The 15010-nt window shown below is 45.7% G+C and carries 15 protein-coding genes, 2 tRNA genes and 1 pseudogene; 15 read left to right on the plus strand and 3 right to left on the minus strand.

Annotation, left to right across the window (positions count from 1 at the left end):
- Positions 1-118: 118 nt before the first annotated feature.
- The 9 genes from D5S11_RS16240 (at position 119) to D5S11_RS16280 (ending at position 9830) form a co-directional block, all read left to right on the plus strand.
- Positions 119-1054: a YybS family protein gene (locus tag D5S11_RS16240; protein WP_007615002.1), complete on the plus strand. Its 936-nt coding sequence runs from the start codon at positions 119-121 to the stop codon at positions 1052-1054.
- 30 nt (positions 1055-1084) lie between these two features.
- The gene (locus D5S11_RS16245) at positions 1085-3064 is read left to right on the plus strand and encodes a DHH family phosphoesterase (RefSeq protein ID WP_015240959.1); all 1980 of its coding nucleotides are present in this window, start codon (positions 1085-1087) and stop codon (positions 3062-3064) included.
- The gene (rplI, locus tag D5S11_RS16250; protein WP_007407910.1) at positions 3061-3510 is read left to right on the plus strand and encodes a 50S ribosomal protein L9; all 450 of its coding nucleotides are present in this window, start codon (positions 3061-3063) and stop codon (positions 3508-3510) included. Before D5S11_RS16245 ends, rplI begins: the two co-directional genes overlap by 4 nt.
- 6 nt (positions 3511-3516) lie before the next feature.
- Positions 3517-4215 (plus strand): kinase, encoded by a 699-nt coding sequence (locus tag D5S11_RS16255; RefSeq protein WP_079891422.1) that lies wholly within the window; start codon positions 3517-3519, stop codon positions 4213-4215.
- An 87-nt stretch (positions 4216-4302) separates the two neighbouring features.
- Positions 4303-4959: a PIG-L deacetylase family protein gene (locus D5S11_RS16260; RefSeq protein ID WP_007407908.1), complete on the plus strand. Its 657-nt coding sequence runs from the start codon at positions 4303-4305 to the stop codon at positions 4957-4959.
- Positions 4956-6290, plus strand: coding sequence for a glycosyltransferase family 4 protein (locus D5S11_RS16265; RefSeq protein ID WP_020958107.1), 1335 nt, complete (start codon positions 4956-4958; stop codon positions 6288-6290). The genes D5S11_RS16260 and D5S11_RS16265 overlap by 4 nt, the downstream gene beginning before the upstream one ends.
- Positions 6280-7467 carry a carboxylate--amine ligase gene (locus D5S11_RS16270; RefSeq protein WP_108725204.1) on the plus strand — a complete coding sequence of 396 codons (1188 nt, stop codon included), beginning with the start codon at positions 6280-6282 and terminating at the stop codon, positions 7465-7467. Before D5S11_RS16265 ends, D5S11_RS16270 begins: the two co-directional genes overlap by 11 nt.
- Complete coding sequence (locus tag D5S11_RS16275; RefSeq protein ID WP_007407905.1) at positions 7460-8515, plus strand: phosphotransferase; 1056 nt, start codon at positions 7460-7462, stop codon at positions 8513-8515. Before D5S11_RS16270 ends, D5S11_RS16275 begins: the two co-directional genes overlap by 8 nt.
- 22 nt (positions 8516-8537) lie before the next feature.
- Positions 8538-9830, plus strand: coding sequence for a glycosyltransferase family 4 protein (locus D5S11_RS16280; protein ID WP_108725205.1), 1293 nt, complete (start codon positions 8538-8540; stop codon positions 9828-9830).
- Positions 9831-9909: 79 nt separating this feature from the next.
- On the opposite strand, the pseudogene D5S11_RS16285 reads toward D5S11_RS16280, so the two are convergent.
- Positions 9910-10161: pseudogene (locus tag D5S11_RS16285) on the minus strand (mannosyltransferase YkcB-related protein); the annotation flags it as partial.
- 85 nt (positions 10162-10246) lie between these two features.
- Positions 10247-10390, minus strand: a complete 144-nt coding sequence (locus D5S11_RS16290) for a YycC family protein (protein WP_007407902.1) — start codon at positions 10388-10390, stop codon at positions 10247-10249.
- Between the two features lie 118 nt (positions 10391-10508).
- Here D5S11_RS16290 and D5S11_RS16295 point away from each other — a divergent pair, with 118 nt between their 5' ends.
- Positions 10509-10718: a hypothetical protein gene (locus tag D5S11_RS16295; RefSeq protein ID WP_015418617.1), complete on the plus strand. Its 210-nt coding sequence runs from the start codon at positions 10509-10511 to the stop codon at positions 10716-10718.
- A 30-nt stretch (positions 10719-10748) separates the two neighbouring features.
- Here the strand turns inward: D5S11_RS16295 and D5S11_RS16300 are convergent, their stop codons facing one another.
- Positions 10749-10946 (minus strand): DUF2188 domain-containing protein, encoded by a 198-nt coding sequence (locus tag D5S11_RS16300; protein ID WP_015418616.1) that lies wholly within the window; start codon positions 10944-10946, stop codon positions 10749-10751.
- Positions 10947-11116: 170 nt separating this feature from the next.
- On the opposite strand from D5S11_RS16300, the gene dnaB reads away from it, so the two are divergent.
- The 5 genes from dnaB to D5S11_RS16330 all read left to right on the plus strand — a co-directional run bounded on the left by dnaB (position 11117) and on the right by D5S11_RS16330 (position 14901).
- Entirely contained in the window at positions 11117-12481 is a 1365-nt protein-coding gene (dnaB, locus tag D5S11_RS16310) for a replicative DNA helicase (RefSeq protein ID WP_004393100.1), read from the plus strand.
- 117 nt (positions 12482-12598) lie between these two features.
- Positions 12599-13012 (plus strand): VOC family protein, encoded by a 414-nt coding sequence (locus D5S11_RS16315; RefSeq protein WP_007407899.1) that lies wholly within the window; start codon positions 12599-12601, stop codon positions 13010-13012.
- A 238-nt stretch (positions 13013-13250) separates the two neighbouring features.
- On the plus strand, positions 13251-14543 hold the full coding sequence (gene purA, locus D5S11_RS16320; protein WP_012118894.1) for an adenylosuccinate synthase: 1293 nt from the start codon (positions 13251-13253) through the stop codon (positions 14541-14543).
- Between the two features lie 202 nt (positions 14544-14745).
- Positions 14746-14821, plus strand: a tRNA-Lys gene (locus D5S11_RS16325).
- Positions 14822-14829: 8 nt separating this feature from the next.
- Positions 14830-14901, plus strand: a tRNA-Glu gene (locus D5S11_RS16330).
- Positions 14902-15010 lie beyond the last annotated feature (109 nt).

The raw sequence follows: 15010 nt of genomic DNA on the forward strand, positions 1-15010 counted from the left end.
TGGAGAGTTTATGGAAAATTCAGGTCTTGAAAGAGACATTGCGGCGTCAAAAGAGCAGTCGTCTAAGCTGCTCTTTTCTATTCGTATGTTCGAATGATACAAGGTTTGAGGTGAGTAAGTGAAAAATACAAGGGCTCTAATAGAAGGCGCCATTTTGATCAGTATTTTTGCAATCATTTCCCTTTTGGTCGTGTACCTCCCTTTACTGGGGGCAATTCTTCTCTTTGCTTTGCCGCTGCCGATCATTCTTTACACCATTCGGCACGGTCTGAAGCCCGGGGTATGGATGGGGCTTGCCAGCCTTCCTGTCAGCTTTATTGTAAGTTCGTTTACCGGGCTTACAGGCGCTTTTACGGCGGCCTGTACGGGAATCGCCATGGGATATTATTTTAAAAAGAAACAGCCCGGCTATGCGGTTGCTGCCGGCGCTATGGCGTATGTGCTGTGCGGCGTCGTTTTTTTTGTGGTCAGCATCGTGTTCCTTAACATGAATGTGGTTGATACCACCATGTCCCAGCTTCGGGAGTCGCTGTCTGTGGCTGATACCATGTCAAAACAGCTGGGTTACGGAGACCAGTTCGGGAAGCAGATCAAGCTGATGGAAAGTCAGCTGAGCACGGTTCAATATCTTTTTCCGACAGTGCTCGTATTGACCGGCATCGTTTTTTCTTTCCTCAGTTATGCTATGGCAAGGCCGCTTTTACGGCGATTTTCCCCTGATCTTCCGAAGATGAAGCCTTTTAGAGAGCTCAAACTCCCGCAAAGCGTTGTCATTCTGTATTTTATTGTGACGATATTAGGGTTTCTGCCTTTAGAAAAAGGGCATATGCTGTATTCGGTTTCATTGAATGGGGGATTTATTCTCAGCTTGCTGATTTGTATTCAAGGATTAGCGTTTATTTTTTTCTATTGCCGCGAAATGGAGATGCCGAAAGCCGTTCCTGTATTAGCAATTGTGCTGGGGGTGCTTTTTCCGCTCATCTTGTCCGTGTATCTCCTCTTAGGCATCATTGACATAGGCTTTAACATAAGAAATAAGGTGACGCGAAATTGAGTGTGACTTACAGGTGGGGAGTTGATAGAAATGCCTAGTTTTTATGAAAAACCGTTGTTTCGGTATCCCATCTATGCATTGATTGCATTGTCAATCATCATAATTCTCATCAGCATTTACTTTAACTGGCTGATAGGAGCCATCGGCGTTGTGCTGCTCGCCGTGATCTTGTTTTTCATTAAGCGTGCGGATTCTCTGATCAGAAAAGAAATTGACGATTATATCTCCACGTTATCGTATAGATTGAAAAAAGTAGGCGAAGAGGCATTAATGGAAATGCCTATCGGGATTATGCTGTTTAATGATCAATATTACATTGAGTGGGCGAATCCGTTTTTGTCTTCCTGTTTTAATGAAAGCACGCTCGTCGGACGCTCGCTGTATGACACATGCGAGGCCGTCGTGCCGCTGATCAAGCAGGAGGTCGATTCGGAAACGATCACCTTGAATGAGCGGAAGTTTAAAGTAGTGATTAAAAGAGATGAGCGCCTGCTTTATTTCTTTGATGTGACAGAACAGATTCAGATTGAAAAGCAGTACGAAAATGAGAGAACCGTGCTGGCATATATCTTCTTAGATAACTATGATGACGTCACACAGGGGCTGGACGACCAAACGAGAAGCACGATGAACAGCCAGGTCACCTCATTATTAAATGCGTGGGCGCAGGAGTACGGCATTTTTCTGAAACGGACGTCCTCGGAGCGGTTTATCGCGGTGTTAAATGAACACATTTTAACGGAGCTTGAAAACGCGAAATTTTCGATTTTGGATGAAATCCGAGAAAAAACATCCGTCCACACTGTATCATTGACCCTCAGCATCGGGATCGGCGCATCGGTTTCTTCCTTGAAGGAGCTTGGAGATCTGGCGCAGTCCAGCCTCGATTTGGCTCTCGGCCGCGGAGGCGACCAAGTGGCGATCAAAATGCCGAACGGCAAGGTGAAATTTTACGGCGGCAAAACGAATCCGATGGAGAAGCGCACAAGGGTGCGCGCCCGGGTGATTTCTCACGCGCTCAAGGAGATTGTCTCAGAAAGCAGCAATGTCATTATCATGGGGCACAAATTTCCTGATATGGACGCAGTCGGAGCCGCAATCGGAATATTGAAGGTGGCGCAGGCCAACGGCAAAGAAGGCTACATCGTCATTGATCCGAACCAGATCGGATCAAGCGTTCAGCGTCTGATTGAAGAAATTAAAAAATATGAAGAGCTGTGGTCGCGGTTCATCACGCCGGAAGAGGCGATGGAAATTTCAAATGACGACACGCTGCTTGTCGTCGTTGATACACATAAACCATCCCTTGTGATGGAAGAGCGTCTCGTGAACAAAATCGAGCACATCGTTGTGATTGACCACCACCGCAGAGGCGAGGAATTTATTAAAGACCCGCTGCTCGTTTATATGGAGCCATACGCTTCATCCACCGCAGAACTCGTGACGGAGCTGCTTGAATACCAGCCGAAGCGGCTCAAAGTCAATATGATTGAAGCGACGGCCCTGTTAGCTGGTATAATAGTGGATACAAAGAGTTTTTCCCTTCGCACGGGCTCGCGGACGTTCGACGCCGCTTCTTATTTGAGAGCGAAAGGCGCAGATACGGTTCTGGTGCAGAAAGTTCTCAAAGAATCGGTCGGTTCTTATATCAAGCGGGCGAAGCTGATCCAGCATACGTCTCTTTATAAAGAACATATCGCGATTGCTTCTCTTCCTGAGAACGAAGAGGAGTACTTTGACCAGGTGCTGATTGCGCAGGCGGCTGATTCCCTCTTATCGATGAGTGAAGTGGAAGCTTCATTTGCGGTAGCCAGACGGGATGAGCATACGGTGTGCATCAGTGCGAGATCGCTGGGCGAGGTCAATGTGCAGATTATTATGGAGGCGCTGGATGGCGGAGGGCATTTAACCAATGCGGCAACCCAGTTATCGGGCATTTCTGTCTCAGAAGCGCTCGTCCGGCTGAAGGAAGCCATTGATGAATATTTTGAGGGAGGCGTTCAGAGATGAAGGTTATTTTCTTACAAGATGTAAAAGGTAAAGGAAAAAAAGGCGAAGTGAAAAACGTAGCAGACGGTTATGCACATAACTTTCTCATTAAAAAAGGCCTCGCTGTCGAAGCAAATGCGACAAACATCAGCGCATTGAAAGGACAGAAAGAAAAAGAGAAAAAAGAAGCGATTGCCGAGCTTGAAAGAGCCAAAGATTTGAAAGAAACGCTTGAACAGCTGACTGTTGAGCTGAGTGCCAAATCCGGTGAAGGCGGCCGTCTATTCGGATCTGTCACAAGCAAACAGATTGCAGAAGCGCTGCAAAAAACGCATAAGATTAAAGTGGATAAACGGAAATTGGAGCTCCAAGACGGTATCCGCACACTGGGATATACAAACGTTCCTGTAAAGCTGCACCCTGAAGTTCAGGCTGTGCTGAAGGTTCACGTAAAAGAAGAAGCGTAATACACAATGAAAAACCCGCCGATCCGGCGGGTTTTTTTCATGTCAGCAGACGGCGCAGCGCAAGAAAATGATGAGATTGTTTCATTTCCGATCATCACCAGATTGCATATTATATTACATCATAACGAAGGATGTGTCGGTATGAAACGATTTTTTTCTGAAACATATTTTAATAATCCGGAGAATAAAAAGGCGCTGGAGCACTATCCGCTGATCGGTGATGGAAAAGACGGGGAAGTCTATCGCTTAACACACAACAAATGCGTAAAATACTTCTTTGAAAAAGGGACATGCAAAAAGGAATTGGCAGCTTTAAAGACCGGACAAGGTTCCCCGGTGATTCCAAGACTGTATGAATACGGAGATCGTTATATTGTGATGGAATATGTCCAAGGCACCTCTCTTGCCCGCCATATCAAACAAGAAAAATCCCTGTCCGTCAAACTGACTGCTGATATTTTAAATATGCTGGATGAATTAAAAAGAATCGGTTTTACCAGATGGGATGCCGAAATCAGGCACATTCTGATCAACGAACACGGAAATCTTAAGGTCATCGACCATAAAAGAGCTTTTTCCGCCATTACCCGGTTTCCCGTAAAACTATTAAAAGGACTGGACAAATACGGCTTGGCGGATGAGTTTTTGAACACTATAAAAAAATTAAATCCGTCACGTTACCTGGAATGGCAGCCGCACATGTAAGTTTCTGAAAATCCGCACATGTAAGTTTCCTTTTTGTAGGGTCGTCATATGATATTTGTAACATTTGTTTGGTGGAGTGTGGAAAAAATGGCAGAATACATTATGGTTATCGGCGCTCATCCCGATGATGAACTATTGGGATCAGCGGGCACCATAAAACGGCTGATCAATGAAGGATATAAAGTAATTTCCGTTATTACGGCATTAGGAAGAAAAGAAGAAGCTCATCATATTAAACAATTAGGCGAACGCGCGAATCAAGAGCTTGGAATTGAGAAAGTCATCTTTTTGGAGCACACGAATTTAGAGCTGGAATGTATCCCTCTTCATAAGCTTGTCAAAGAATTAGAGCAGCTCATTCGCGTCTATCAGCCTGATAAAATCTTTACACATCATTACGGCGATATCAATATGGACCACCAGAGAACATTCCAAGCAGTTTTAACAGCCGCCAGACCGCTTCCGAATCAAAAGCCTATCGAACTGCTTACGTTTGAAACGCTATCTTCAAGCGAGTGGGAGAGGAATACGGCTGATAAACTCTTCAAGCCTAATTACTTCGTTAACATCACAGACACAATGGATGCCAAACTCGCGGCGCTTCACCACTATGACGTAGAAATGAGGGATTACCCTCATCCCCGTTCATATGAAGGCGTAAAACATTTAGGAAAAGTCAGAGGGATGACGGCGGGTGTGGAATACGCTGAAGCTTTTGAAGTCGTGCGGAGGATCTGGAAATGATCAAGACATTTTCCGTCCCCTATCCGTATATGGTCCAGACGCTTGACCGCTACTACGGGGTCAAAACGCGCCCGCGAAAAAAGGCGGCAGTAAAGACACAGTTGAAACATGAACATCATATTCCGCGGTTATACAGGAAAAAAAAGAAGTTATCCATTTTGATTGCCACGTTTTGGGACTACCCGCACACGGGCGGTTTATCAAACTATATTAAAACGCTTAGTGAAGGCCTGAAAAAGAGAGGTCATAAGGTGGATGTCATATCCCCTAATCTGTTTCCGTCCGTACAGGTAAAAGAACTGCGGGCGGCTGTTGTTCCGAAATTAAAAGATTTCTTTAAAGACAGATATGGGGTTTATAACGATCATATTTTGAAAAATAATCGGCTGATGTTTATATACGAGCAAATGCTTCAAAAGATTCATTTGGAAAGATATGATGTGTTCCACGCTCAAGATTTATTTACAGCCAATATGTTAGGCAGGTTCAATCAAATCTATAAAAAACCTTTATTTTTCACACCGCATGGCATGTTTACTTTCAACAGACTTAAATTTCACATCTTTAAAAAAGGCTCGGTAGAAGAGATTTATTATAAAAAATTAGAGATGAAAGCCATTGAATACGCAGATCGCCTGATTATTATCAGCGATACGTTCCGCAGCCCGCTCATGAAGCTCGGAGCCGAACAGGAAGACATGACAACGGTGGTCACAGGAATCGATTACGATGCAAAAACAGGCGGGAAAAGAAAAACCCCGTTACCGAAAAATAAGATCATCATCTCGTGTATTGCCAGATTAGGCCCGAGAAAAGGTCACAAATATTTACTGGACGCACTTTCGAGAATTCCATCTGATGTACTTGAGCATGTTGAAGTGCTGATCGCGGGCGACGGAGAGATGAGGAGCGCCTTAGAGGAACAGGCTCGAAAACTGAATCTATCTATGGTTTCCTTTTTAGGAAAAAGAGATGATGTTCCCGCTATTTTGAATGTGACGGACATATTCGTACTGCCGACCATTAATGATAGTCTGCCTATTTCGATTATTGAAGCGATGTTCAGCGGCTCGGCTATCATCGCGACCGATTGCGGGGGTATTCCGGATCTGATCCGCCATAACAAAACGGGGCTTATTGTCGAGCCGGGAAATGCAAAGGTTCTTGCCCGGGCTTTAGCGTTTTTTATCACTAACAAATCTGCGCGGAAGATAGCTGCTTCAAACGCAAAGGCCTACGCAGAGAAATATTTAAGCAGTGAGACGATGATAAAAAATATCGAATCGATTTATCAAAATACCAACAGCTCGGAGGGAGATCATGAAACATGAACATGCGGCCGTTGTACTTGATTTCAGTGCAAACGGGATCGGGATGATTCGAAGCCTGGCCCGAAGAGGAATCGATGTTTACGCGTTTGACACGGAGGGACCTTATCGTATCGGAAAATCAAGATTGGCAGATTGCGGGATATGTCCCAGCCCTTTAACACAAGAGGAAGAACTGCTGACATTTCTGACTGATTTCGGGAAGCGATTCCAAGCAAAGCCGGTTCTGTACGCAGGATCTGATGATTATGCGGGATTTATATCTAAATTCCGCGAGACATTAGCCGGCTTTTTTTTGTTTTTGCTCCCGAGCCGCTCTCTGTTAGAAACGGTCTTAGATAAAAGCAAAGCATATGAATTAGCGGTCAAGCATCACATCCCCTGCCCGAAAACCTTTTTTCCGAACAACCGGGATGAGCTGGAAGAGGCCATCGCCAATATTGACTTCCCGTGTATTTTAAAACCGGTGGCCGGCCATGAATACAGAAAAAAAGTAAACAAAAAAGCAATTGTAATGAAGGATGCCGCACAATTGCGCAAGGAGTTCAGCTCCTACAGAGAAAATGGAGAACTGCTCGTGCAGGAGATCATCCCCGGAGACAACCAGTGTTTTTATAAAGTCGCCACTTTTTATGATGACCAAATGAAATTAATGGGCCTATTCTCTCTGCAAAAGAACCATCAATTCCCTGCAGATTTTGGCGCGGGGGCCCACGTCGTCAGCAAACGGCTTCCTGATTTAATCGAGAAGACCCTGCCGTTTTTTGAAGCGATTCAGCTGAAGGGAGTAGGCATGGCGGAATTTAAAAAGGATCCCCGGGACAATGTTTACAAGTTTATCGAAATTAATCCGCGCTTTTGGCTCAGCCATAGCCTGACAGAACCGGCAGGCGTTCATTTCGTTTACATGTACTATCTGTATTTGACCGGACAACATGTGAAGCCCCAGCTCGAACAAAAAGACGGAATCAACTGGATTTATGAGGTGCGTTATTTCTTAACGTTTTTGAAGAAACGAAAAAGAGGAGAAATGACGTTCCGGGATTTTTGGAAAGGGTGTAAAGGAAAAAAAGAGTACGCTCTTTTTGCTTGGAATGACCCGATGCCATTTATCAGAAACACTTGGTCTCATCTCAAAAACAGCTGGAAACGGAAGCGGAAGGAAGATCGGCATGTATGAAAAGGATCTTTTGTATGGCGCATTTCAAAAACTGAGAATTGACGAAAAACTGTCGTATTCGTTCGGTGAAAGGGCTGCGGTGAATCCGGATGACATCACATGCCTGAAATCGACGGACAGAAGCGCCATTTATAAACTGTTTGTAAAGAAAAAATCCGGAACTGTTCCGCTGATATTGAAGGTATATAAATCTTCCCGTGAAAAAAATAAGGTCGAGATTAATATATACGGGAAAGCCCGTTCCGTTTTAGGGGATTTGCTGCCGGACATCTATCTTATAGAAGAAAGTGACCATGAAACGTGGATATTTATGGAGTTTGTCAGCCAGATCAGGGGACAGCTTACATTTCACCCGAAGCATTTCAAGTATATTATTCCGTCTGTCGCAGAATTGCACAGCCGCACCTTTGAAAATAAGAATATTTCTGACGGTAAATGGCGGTCGTGGCTGCCGGTATATGAATCGGAAACCATGAGAAAAGGGCGTAAAAAGCAGATCAAAAAGACAGCGGAATTATTGGATAGGGCTCTTAAAGATGAGCGCACAAAAGATATCGTGAAGCCTCATTATCGGCAAATCACAAACTTGCTTGAGCAGGAGGAGCCGGATTTTTTCCCTGAATTGATACAAAACGGCTCAGCCATCACACACGGTGATCTTCATATGCAGAATATCTGCACCCACGATGCGTCCGGGCATGAACCGTGGGATATTCAATTCATCGATTGGGAATCCGCAAAATACGCGCCGGTTTGGTTTGATATGACGGTGCTGGTTGAAATTCTGCTTGGCTTCAGAAAAGATTGGAGCCGGCACGCAGAAGATATTCGGACGTATTGCGTAAAAGTGTATACGAAAGAAATGAAAAAGCGGGGCATTCATTTTCAGACCCCTCCTATGACGCTTTATAAAATGGCTTATTTGCAGAGAACACTTGAAAAAGGGCTTCATACCCAATTGCGGAGAATCTTCGACAATCGGGGAGGAGAACTGCTGCCGTATCATGTTGACAAAGTGTCAAAATGGGGACGGGAATTAGGATTATAAGTTTGAGAGAGGGGGAGCGGATTTGAAAGAAGAGATCGGCAAGCCGAACGGTCTGGTGCCTCTAGCCTTATTGCGCGTCATGGATCAATTTTACGGGATCGAACATCAAAGTGAGCCAGAGATGCTGTATTCGTTCTGTGCGGAAGGAAAAAGCTCCCCTAAACGAAAAAAGCCATTGCGTATTCTGTACGCAACTTTTCTCCGTTACCCGAATGTCGGAGGGTTGGCGAGTTATATCACATCAATTAAGACGGGTTTTGAGCGCATCGGTCATCAGGCGGATGTCATCTCGCCGCTCCAAATGCCGCCAACTTTTTTTCAGGAAGATATCCCGCGGGCCGCTGACGAGATCAGAGCGTTTCTTGTTGGCAGATACGGCGCCGCAAATGAAAAGTTTGTGAAGAATCTCAGCTATTTACATGTCTTTCAAAGATTTTTGAAGGAGAAAGACTTAGAACAATATGACCTGTTTCACGCGCAGGATTTATTTGCGGTATTTTTGCTGGGATACCTTAATCAAACGTACCAGCGTCCTCTTTTTTTCACGCCGCACGGACATTTTACGAAAAGCCGGATGAAGTTTCATAAAATCCAAAAGGGTTCAATAGAAGAGGCATATTTCAGTGAAATAGAAAGGCAGGGTATTCAAGCTTCGGATAAAATCATTACAATCAGCGACTCCTTTCACGAGCCTTTGCTGGAGTACGGAGCGAAGGAGGCTCAGCTGAAGACTGTTCATACCGGCATTGACATTCAGGATGCCCCTGAGTCAAAACGTGCTGAAAAGCTCGTGATTGCGTGCGTTTCCCGTCTGACCGAGCGAAAAGGACATGATGTGATGCTGGACGCTCTCGCCCGCATCCGGCACCATTTATCCGGAGTTGATATATGGATCATCGGAGACGGAAACATGAGAGGGTTTCTGGAAGAGAAGAGACGGAAACTGGGCCTCTCAAATGTGTTTTTCCTCGGAAAACGACGTGATGTGCCGGCGCTTTTGGCTGAATCATCTATATTTGTCCTGCCGACATTGAATGATAATTTCCCTATAGCGATCATCGAAGCGATGTTCTCAGGTCAAGCCATTGTCGCAACTGACTGCGGAGGAATCCCTGAGATGATCCGGCATGAGGCCACAGGGCTTATTTGTCAGCCCGGCAACAGCCGCGAACTTGCTGATGCTCTCGTAATGCTGATTACGGATCAGTCTCTCAGGGAACGGCTTGGAAAAGAAGCGCGCTCCTATGCCGGCCGGCATCTGCGTCAGGAACTGATGGTTTCAAAAATAGAAAGTATTTATCAATCATTTTTCTGAATGATACCGGCGCCGCATGGCAGGTGCTTCAAGAGCAAAATAAAGAGGCCGGCGTTTAACTATCCAGCCTCTTTCCGAACTATTTTTTCATCTCATACAGAGTCTGCTGACTTTGTCCGCCCGGGCCGCCTGTCATTCCTTGCCGGGCTGAGCTTGTTTTTCCGGTGCTGTATTGGTCAGCTGAGATTTTTGTGCCGTTCTTTTTCATCCATGAGACAAGCTTCGTATTGCCTGAATTGTTTCCGGATAATAAGAAATATTTCACTTTTCCTTCGTCAACAAGTTTTTTCAGCTGTGAGACGGTTAAAATCGGATCGGTTCCGTTCAAAGAATGTTTTGCCAAAATTTTCTTCACAAAAAAAGAGGCGGAAAGCCATCGCTTCCGCCTCCCGCACATATATATGAGAGAGCAGCCTTTATTTGTGATCGTTCTCTTTTTGGACTTCAGCTAATTTGGCAAGCAGAATGTGCTGAGGCATGTGCATGATTCTCTCAAGCGGCATATTCAGTGATTCTGCGAGCTTTTGCGCCGTTTCGGCGGAAATTTGCAGCGGTTTCATGTGATCACTCCTTCCGTTTCTTTATTGTACTAAAATCAGAAATCTATCGTAAGAGGATATGACAAAGGAATGGAGGTTTGAAAAGCGGGGCTTTATAACAGAATGGGGGAGGTTTTTTATGCAATCGCCATTGATGTTATTACAGCTGAAGCTGGCTGATTATCAGAAAAAAGCCGCAGAACTGCGGACAATTGACGAATTTATTATACTGAAACAGACATTGCAGGACATGATGAAAGTATTCGCCGCCTGTGAAGAATGGGAGCTGTATCAAAAAACGGCCGATCTCATGGCGCAGACGGTGCTGCACATCCGTTTCATCGAATAAGAAAAGCCCTCGCTCGGGCGAAGGCTTTTCTTAAAAGGACCGTTCTTCTTCAATGTTTTTATGCTGATCATAAATGACAAGCTTAGACGGGCTGTTCTCTTTAGCCGTCTGCTCCGCTTTCTCGATCGCCGCGTCCTTTGATGTATAAAGAGCCGTCGGCGCCACATTTTCAACCTTCACAAACCATCCGTCCGCATCAACATTGGGTGTTACTGCATATGTTTTCATCCTTCTTACCTCCTGGTTTCGATTTATTTATTTGTTTCCCAGCATTCGGAATGGTGAAACACGCAGCCGCTGTCTGACAAATACAGGGAAAGTGATGTTTTTCTATTCTTTTTCTTGAGAAATGGTAAAATGGAGTTTGGATATTTTTTAAGGAGAGGACGGTGCTTAGCATGACAGACCTTCTGAATGATCGGCTGCCGCCGCAAAACATAGAAGCTGAGCAGGCCGTGTTAGGTGCTGTTTTTTTACAGCCGTCTGCGTTAACACTGGCTTCTGAAGTGTTGATTCCGGATGATTTCTACAGAATGTCACACCAAAAAATTTACAATGCCATGCTCGTGCTCGGAGACCGCGGTGAACCGGTTGATTTGGTCACGGTAACGTCAGAGCTTGCGAATACCGATTTGTTAGAAGAGGTGGGAGGCGTCTCTTACCTGACGGACATCGCGAATTCGGTTCCGACAGCGGCTAATATAGAATATTACGCGAAAATCGTTGAGGAAAAATCCATTCTCCGCCGTTTAATCAGAACGGCGACCTCAATCGCTCAAGACGGGTATACGCGCGAGGATGAAGTTGAAGATTTATTAAGCGATGCGGAAAAAACGATTATGGAGGTCGCGCAGCGAAAAAATTCGGGCGCCTTCCAAAATATCAAAGACGTGCTTGTGCAAACATACGACAACATTGAGCAGCTTCACAACCGGAAAGGCGATATTACCGGGATTCCGACTGGTTTTATTGAGCTTGACCGGATGACGGCGGGGTTTCAGCGGAATGATTTGATCATTGTCGCGGCCCGTCCGTCTGTGGGGAAAACGGCATTCGCCTTAAATATTGCGCAAAACGTGGCCACCAAAACGGATGAGAGCGTCGCGATATTCAGTCTTGAGATGGGTGCCGAGCAGCTTGTCATGCGTATGCTCTGCGCTGAAGGGAATATTAATGCCCAAAATCTCAGAACGGGAAATCTGACGGAAGAAGATTGGGGCAAGCTGACGATGGCGATGGGAAGCCTGTCAAACAGCGGTATCTTTATAGATGACACCCCCGGCATCCGCGTCAGCGAAATCCGTTCAAAATGCCGCAGACTGAAGCAGGAGAACGGATTGGGCATGATTTTAATTGACTACTTGCAGCTCATTCAGGGAAGCGGCCGTTCAAGCGACAACCGCCAGCAAGAGGTATCGGAAATTTCACGGGCGCTAAAAGCGCTGGCGCGGGAGCTTGAAGTCCCGGTCATCGCCCTGTCTCAGCTCTCCCGGGGTGTTGAGCAGCGGCAGGATAAACGTCCGATGATGTCAGATATCCGTGAGTCGGGAAGTATTGAGCAGGATGCCGACATCGTCGCCTTCCTGTATCGTGATGATTACTATGATAAAGAATCCGAAAACAAAAACATCATCGAAATCATTATTGCCAAACAGCGTAACGGCCCGGTGGGCACCGTCTCACTGGCTTTTGTGAAAGAATACAATAAGTTCGTAAACCTGGAAAGGCGCTTTGATGACGGCGGTGTTCCGGCAGGTGCGTAAAGCCTCAAGCAATGTCTTGAGGCTTTTTTTCATCCGAAAGAATGAGAGAATGCCGTCCGTTCGGCAGACGAAAAAAAGAAGGCGCTTTTATATAATGGCATTAAGGGAGGGATGATGATGACAATTGAATTTCCGCAATTTCAAGCGGCGCAAATCCGGATTGCCCGGCCGACCGGACAGCTCAAAGAAATCATCAGGTTTTATGAAGAGGGCCTCGGGCTGAAGAGGGTCGGCAGTTTTTCCGGACATGAGGGCTACAGCGGCGTCATGTTCGGCCTGCCCCATACGCAATATCACTTAGAATTCACCGAAGAAACCGGCGCGTCTCAGCCGGCGCCCGTTCCGCACGGCGACAGCCTGCTTGTCTTTTACATCCAGGATCAGCAGGAGGTCATCCGCATCAGCACGAAATTAAAGCAGATGGGATATGAGGAGAAAGCACCCGAAAACCCGTACTGGGAAGAAAAAGGCGTGACCATCGAAGATCCTGACGGCTGGCGGGTCGTCCTGATGAATACAAGCGGCATATAAGTGACTGTCTGAAGAACCCTGATTACGGGTTCTTTTTCTTGTTAAAGCATGAAAGTTTCGGGAGTAATAGATAGCAAATGAAAGAGAAAACGCTTTTAATCATGTTTAAGGCGAACAAACATAGATTGATAAGATTTAAATGTTCGGATTTACGATTGACTTTCTGTTTCGGCACTGATACACTTAATTTGTTTGAATGAGATATCGTTTTGAAAGGTTAACGGAGGTGCACGGATATATGTCTTCAGTAGTCGTAGTAGGTACGCAGTGGGGCGATGAAGGAAAAGGTAAAATTACAGATTTCCTATCAGAAAATGCAGAAGTGATCGCACGTTATCAAGGCGGAAACAATGCAGGACATACCATCAAGTTTGATGGCGTCACGTACAAGCTTCATTTAATCCCATCAGGAATTTTTTATAAAGAAAAAGCGTGTGTCATCGGGAACGGAATGGTTGTTGATCCGAAAGCGCTCATAACGGAGCTTGCGTATCTTCATGAACGCAATGTGAGCACGGATAACTTGAGAATCAGCAACAGAGCCCACGTCATTCTTCCATACCATCTGAAACTGGATGAAGTAGAGGAAGAACGCAAAGGGGCCAATAAGATCGGCACAACGAAAAAAGGCATCGGACCTGCTTATATGGACAAAGCGGCGCGGATCGGCATCCGGATCGCAGACCTGCTAGATCGTGACGTGTTTGCAGAAAAGCTTGAACGGAACCTTGAAGAGAAAAACCGTCTGCTTGAAAAAATGTATGAAACGGAAGGCTTCAAAATTGAAGATATTCTGGATGAGTATTATGAATACGGCCAGCAGATTAAAAAGTATGTATGCGATACATCCGTCGTATTAAATGACGCGCTGGATGAAGGCCGCCGCGTTTTATTTGAAGGCGCTCAAGGGGTTATGCTTGATATCGACCAAGGGACATACCCGTTTGTCACTTCATCCAACCCGGTCGCCGGAGGGGTGACGATCGGTTCAGGCGTAGGCCCGACAAAAATCCAGCACGTCGTCGGTGTATCTAAAGCGTACACAACCCGTGTCGGTGACGGTCCTTTCCCGACTGAGCTGAAAGATGAAATCGGGGATCAAATCCGTGAAGTCGGACGCGAATACGGCACAACGACAGGCCGTCCGCGCCGTGTCGGCTGGTTTGACAGCGTTGTTGTCCGCCATGCCCGCCGCGTCAGCGGAATCACAGATCTTTCTCTGAACTCAATCGATGTGCTGACTGGCATTGAAACATTGAAAATCTGTGTCGCTTACCGCTACAAAGGTGAAGTGATTGAAGAATTCCCGGCAAGTCTGAAAGCTCTCGCAGAGTGTGAACCGGTATATGAAGAAATGCCTGGCTGGACGGAAGATATCACAGGCGCAAAAACATTAAGCGATCTTCCTGAAAATGCGCGCCATTATCTGGAACGCGTATCTCAGCTGACAGGTATTCCGCTTTCTATTTTCTCTGTCGGTCCCGACCGTTCACAAACGAACGTCATCCGCAGTGTATACCGCGCTAACTAAGAATTTGCAGCAAACAAGCCTCCGGTCACGGAGGCTTGTTTTTTTATGTAGGAAAAAAATAATAGATTTTTTTCAAAAAAGTAGTTGCCACTTTCGAATGTTCTATGATATTATAAATCTCGTTGTTACGGAACAGCTTCAATAGAGTACTGCAAGAAAGCTTTTGTCTGAATGCTCTATGATACATAATCCGACACATCAGGAGCCATTAGCTCAGTTGGTAGAGCATCTGACTTTTAATCAGAGGGTCGAAGGTTCGAGTCCTTCATGGCTCACCACTTTTTATGGCCCGTTGGTCAAGCGGTTAAGACACCGCCCTTTCACGGCGGTAACACGGGTTCGAATCCCGTACGGGTCATTGATTTACTTTAGCGTTATTGCTAACTCCTTATTTGTCCTCGGAGGGCCGCCACGATACGGCTCTCCGGACAAATTACTGTAAGGTCCGGTAGTTCAGTTGGTTAGAA

Source organism: Bacillus sp. L75 (assembly GCF_003676355.1).
Classification (GTDB): domain Bacteria; phylum Bacillota; class Bacilli; order Bacillales; family Bacillaceae; genus Bacillus; species Bacillus velezensis.

Bases quoted from the DNA above. Each gene is read 5' to 3' on its own strand.
- D5S11_RS16275 (WP_007407905.1), top strand. From the start codon at position 7,460: ATGTATGAAAAGGATCTTTTGTATGGCGCATTTCAAAAACTGAGAATT.
- D5S11_RS16270 (WP_108725204.1), top strand. From the start codon at position 6,280: ATGAAACATGAACATGCGGCCGTTGTACTTGATTTCAGTGCAAACGGG.
- D5S11_RS16245 (WP_015240959.1), top strand. From the start codon at position 1,085: ATGCCTAGTTTTTATGAAAAACCGTTGTTTCGGTATCCCATCTATGCA.
- dnaB (WP_004393100.1), top strand. From the start codon at position 11,117: ATGACAGACCTTCTGAATGATCGGCTGCCGCCGCAAAACATAGAAGCT.
- D5S11_RS16315 (WP_007407899.1), top strand. From the start codon at position 12,599: ATGACAATTGAATTTCCGCAATTTCAAGCGGCGCAAATCCGGATTGCC.
- D5S11_RS16255 (WP_079891422.1), top strand. From the start codon at position 3,517: ATGAAAAACCCGCCGATCCGGCGGGTTTTTTTCATGTCAGCAGACGGC.
- D5S11_RS16300 (WP_015418616.1), bottom strand. From the start codon at position 10,946: ATGAAAACATATGCAGTAACACCCAATGTTGATGCGGACGGATGGTTT.
- D5S11_RS16260 (WP_007407908.1), top strand. From the start codon at position 4,303: ATGGCAGAATACATTATGGTTATCGGCGCTCATCCCGATGATGAACTA.
- purA (WP_012118894.1), top strand. From the start codon at position 13,251: ATGTCTTCAGTAGTCGTAGTAGGTACGCAGTGGGGCGATGAAGGAAAA.
- D5S11_RS16295 (WP_015418617.1), top strand. From the start codon at position 10,509: ATGCAATCGCCATTGATGTTATTACAGCTGAAGCTGGCTGATTATCAG.
- D5S11_RS16290 (WP_007407902.1), bottom strand. From the start codon at position 10,390: ATGAAACCGCTGCAAATTTCCGCCGAAACGGCGCAAAAGCTCGCAGAA.
- rplI (WP_007407910.1), top strand. From the start codon at position 3,061: ATGAAGGTTATTTTCTTACAAGATGTAAAAGGTAAAGGAAAAAAAGGC.
- D5S11_RS16265 (WP_020958107.1), top strand. From the start codon at position 4,956: ATGATCAAGACATTTTCCGTCCCCTATCCGTATATGGTCCAGACGCTT.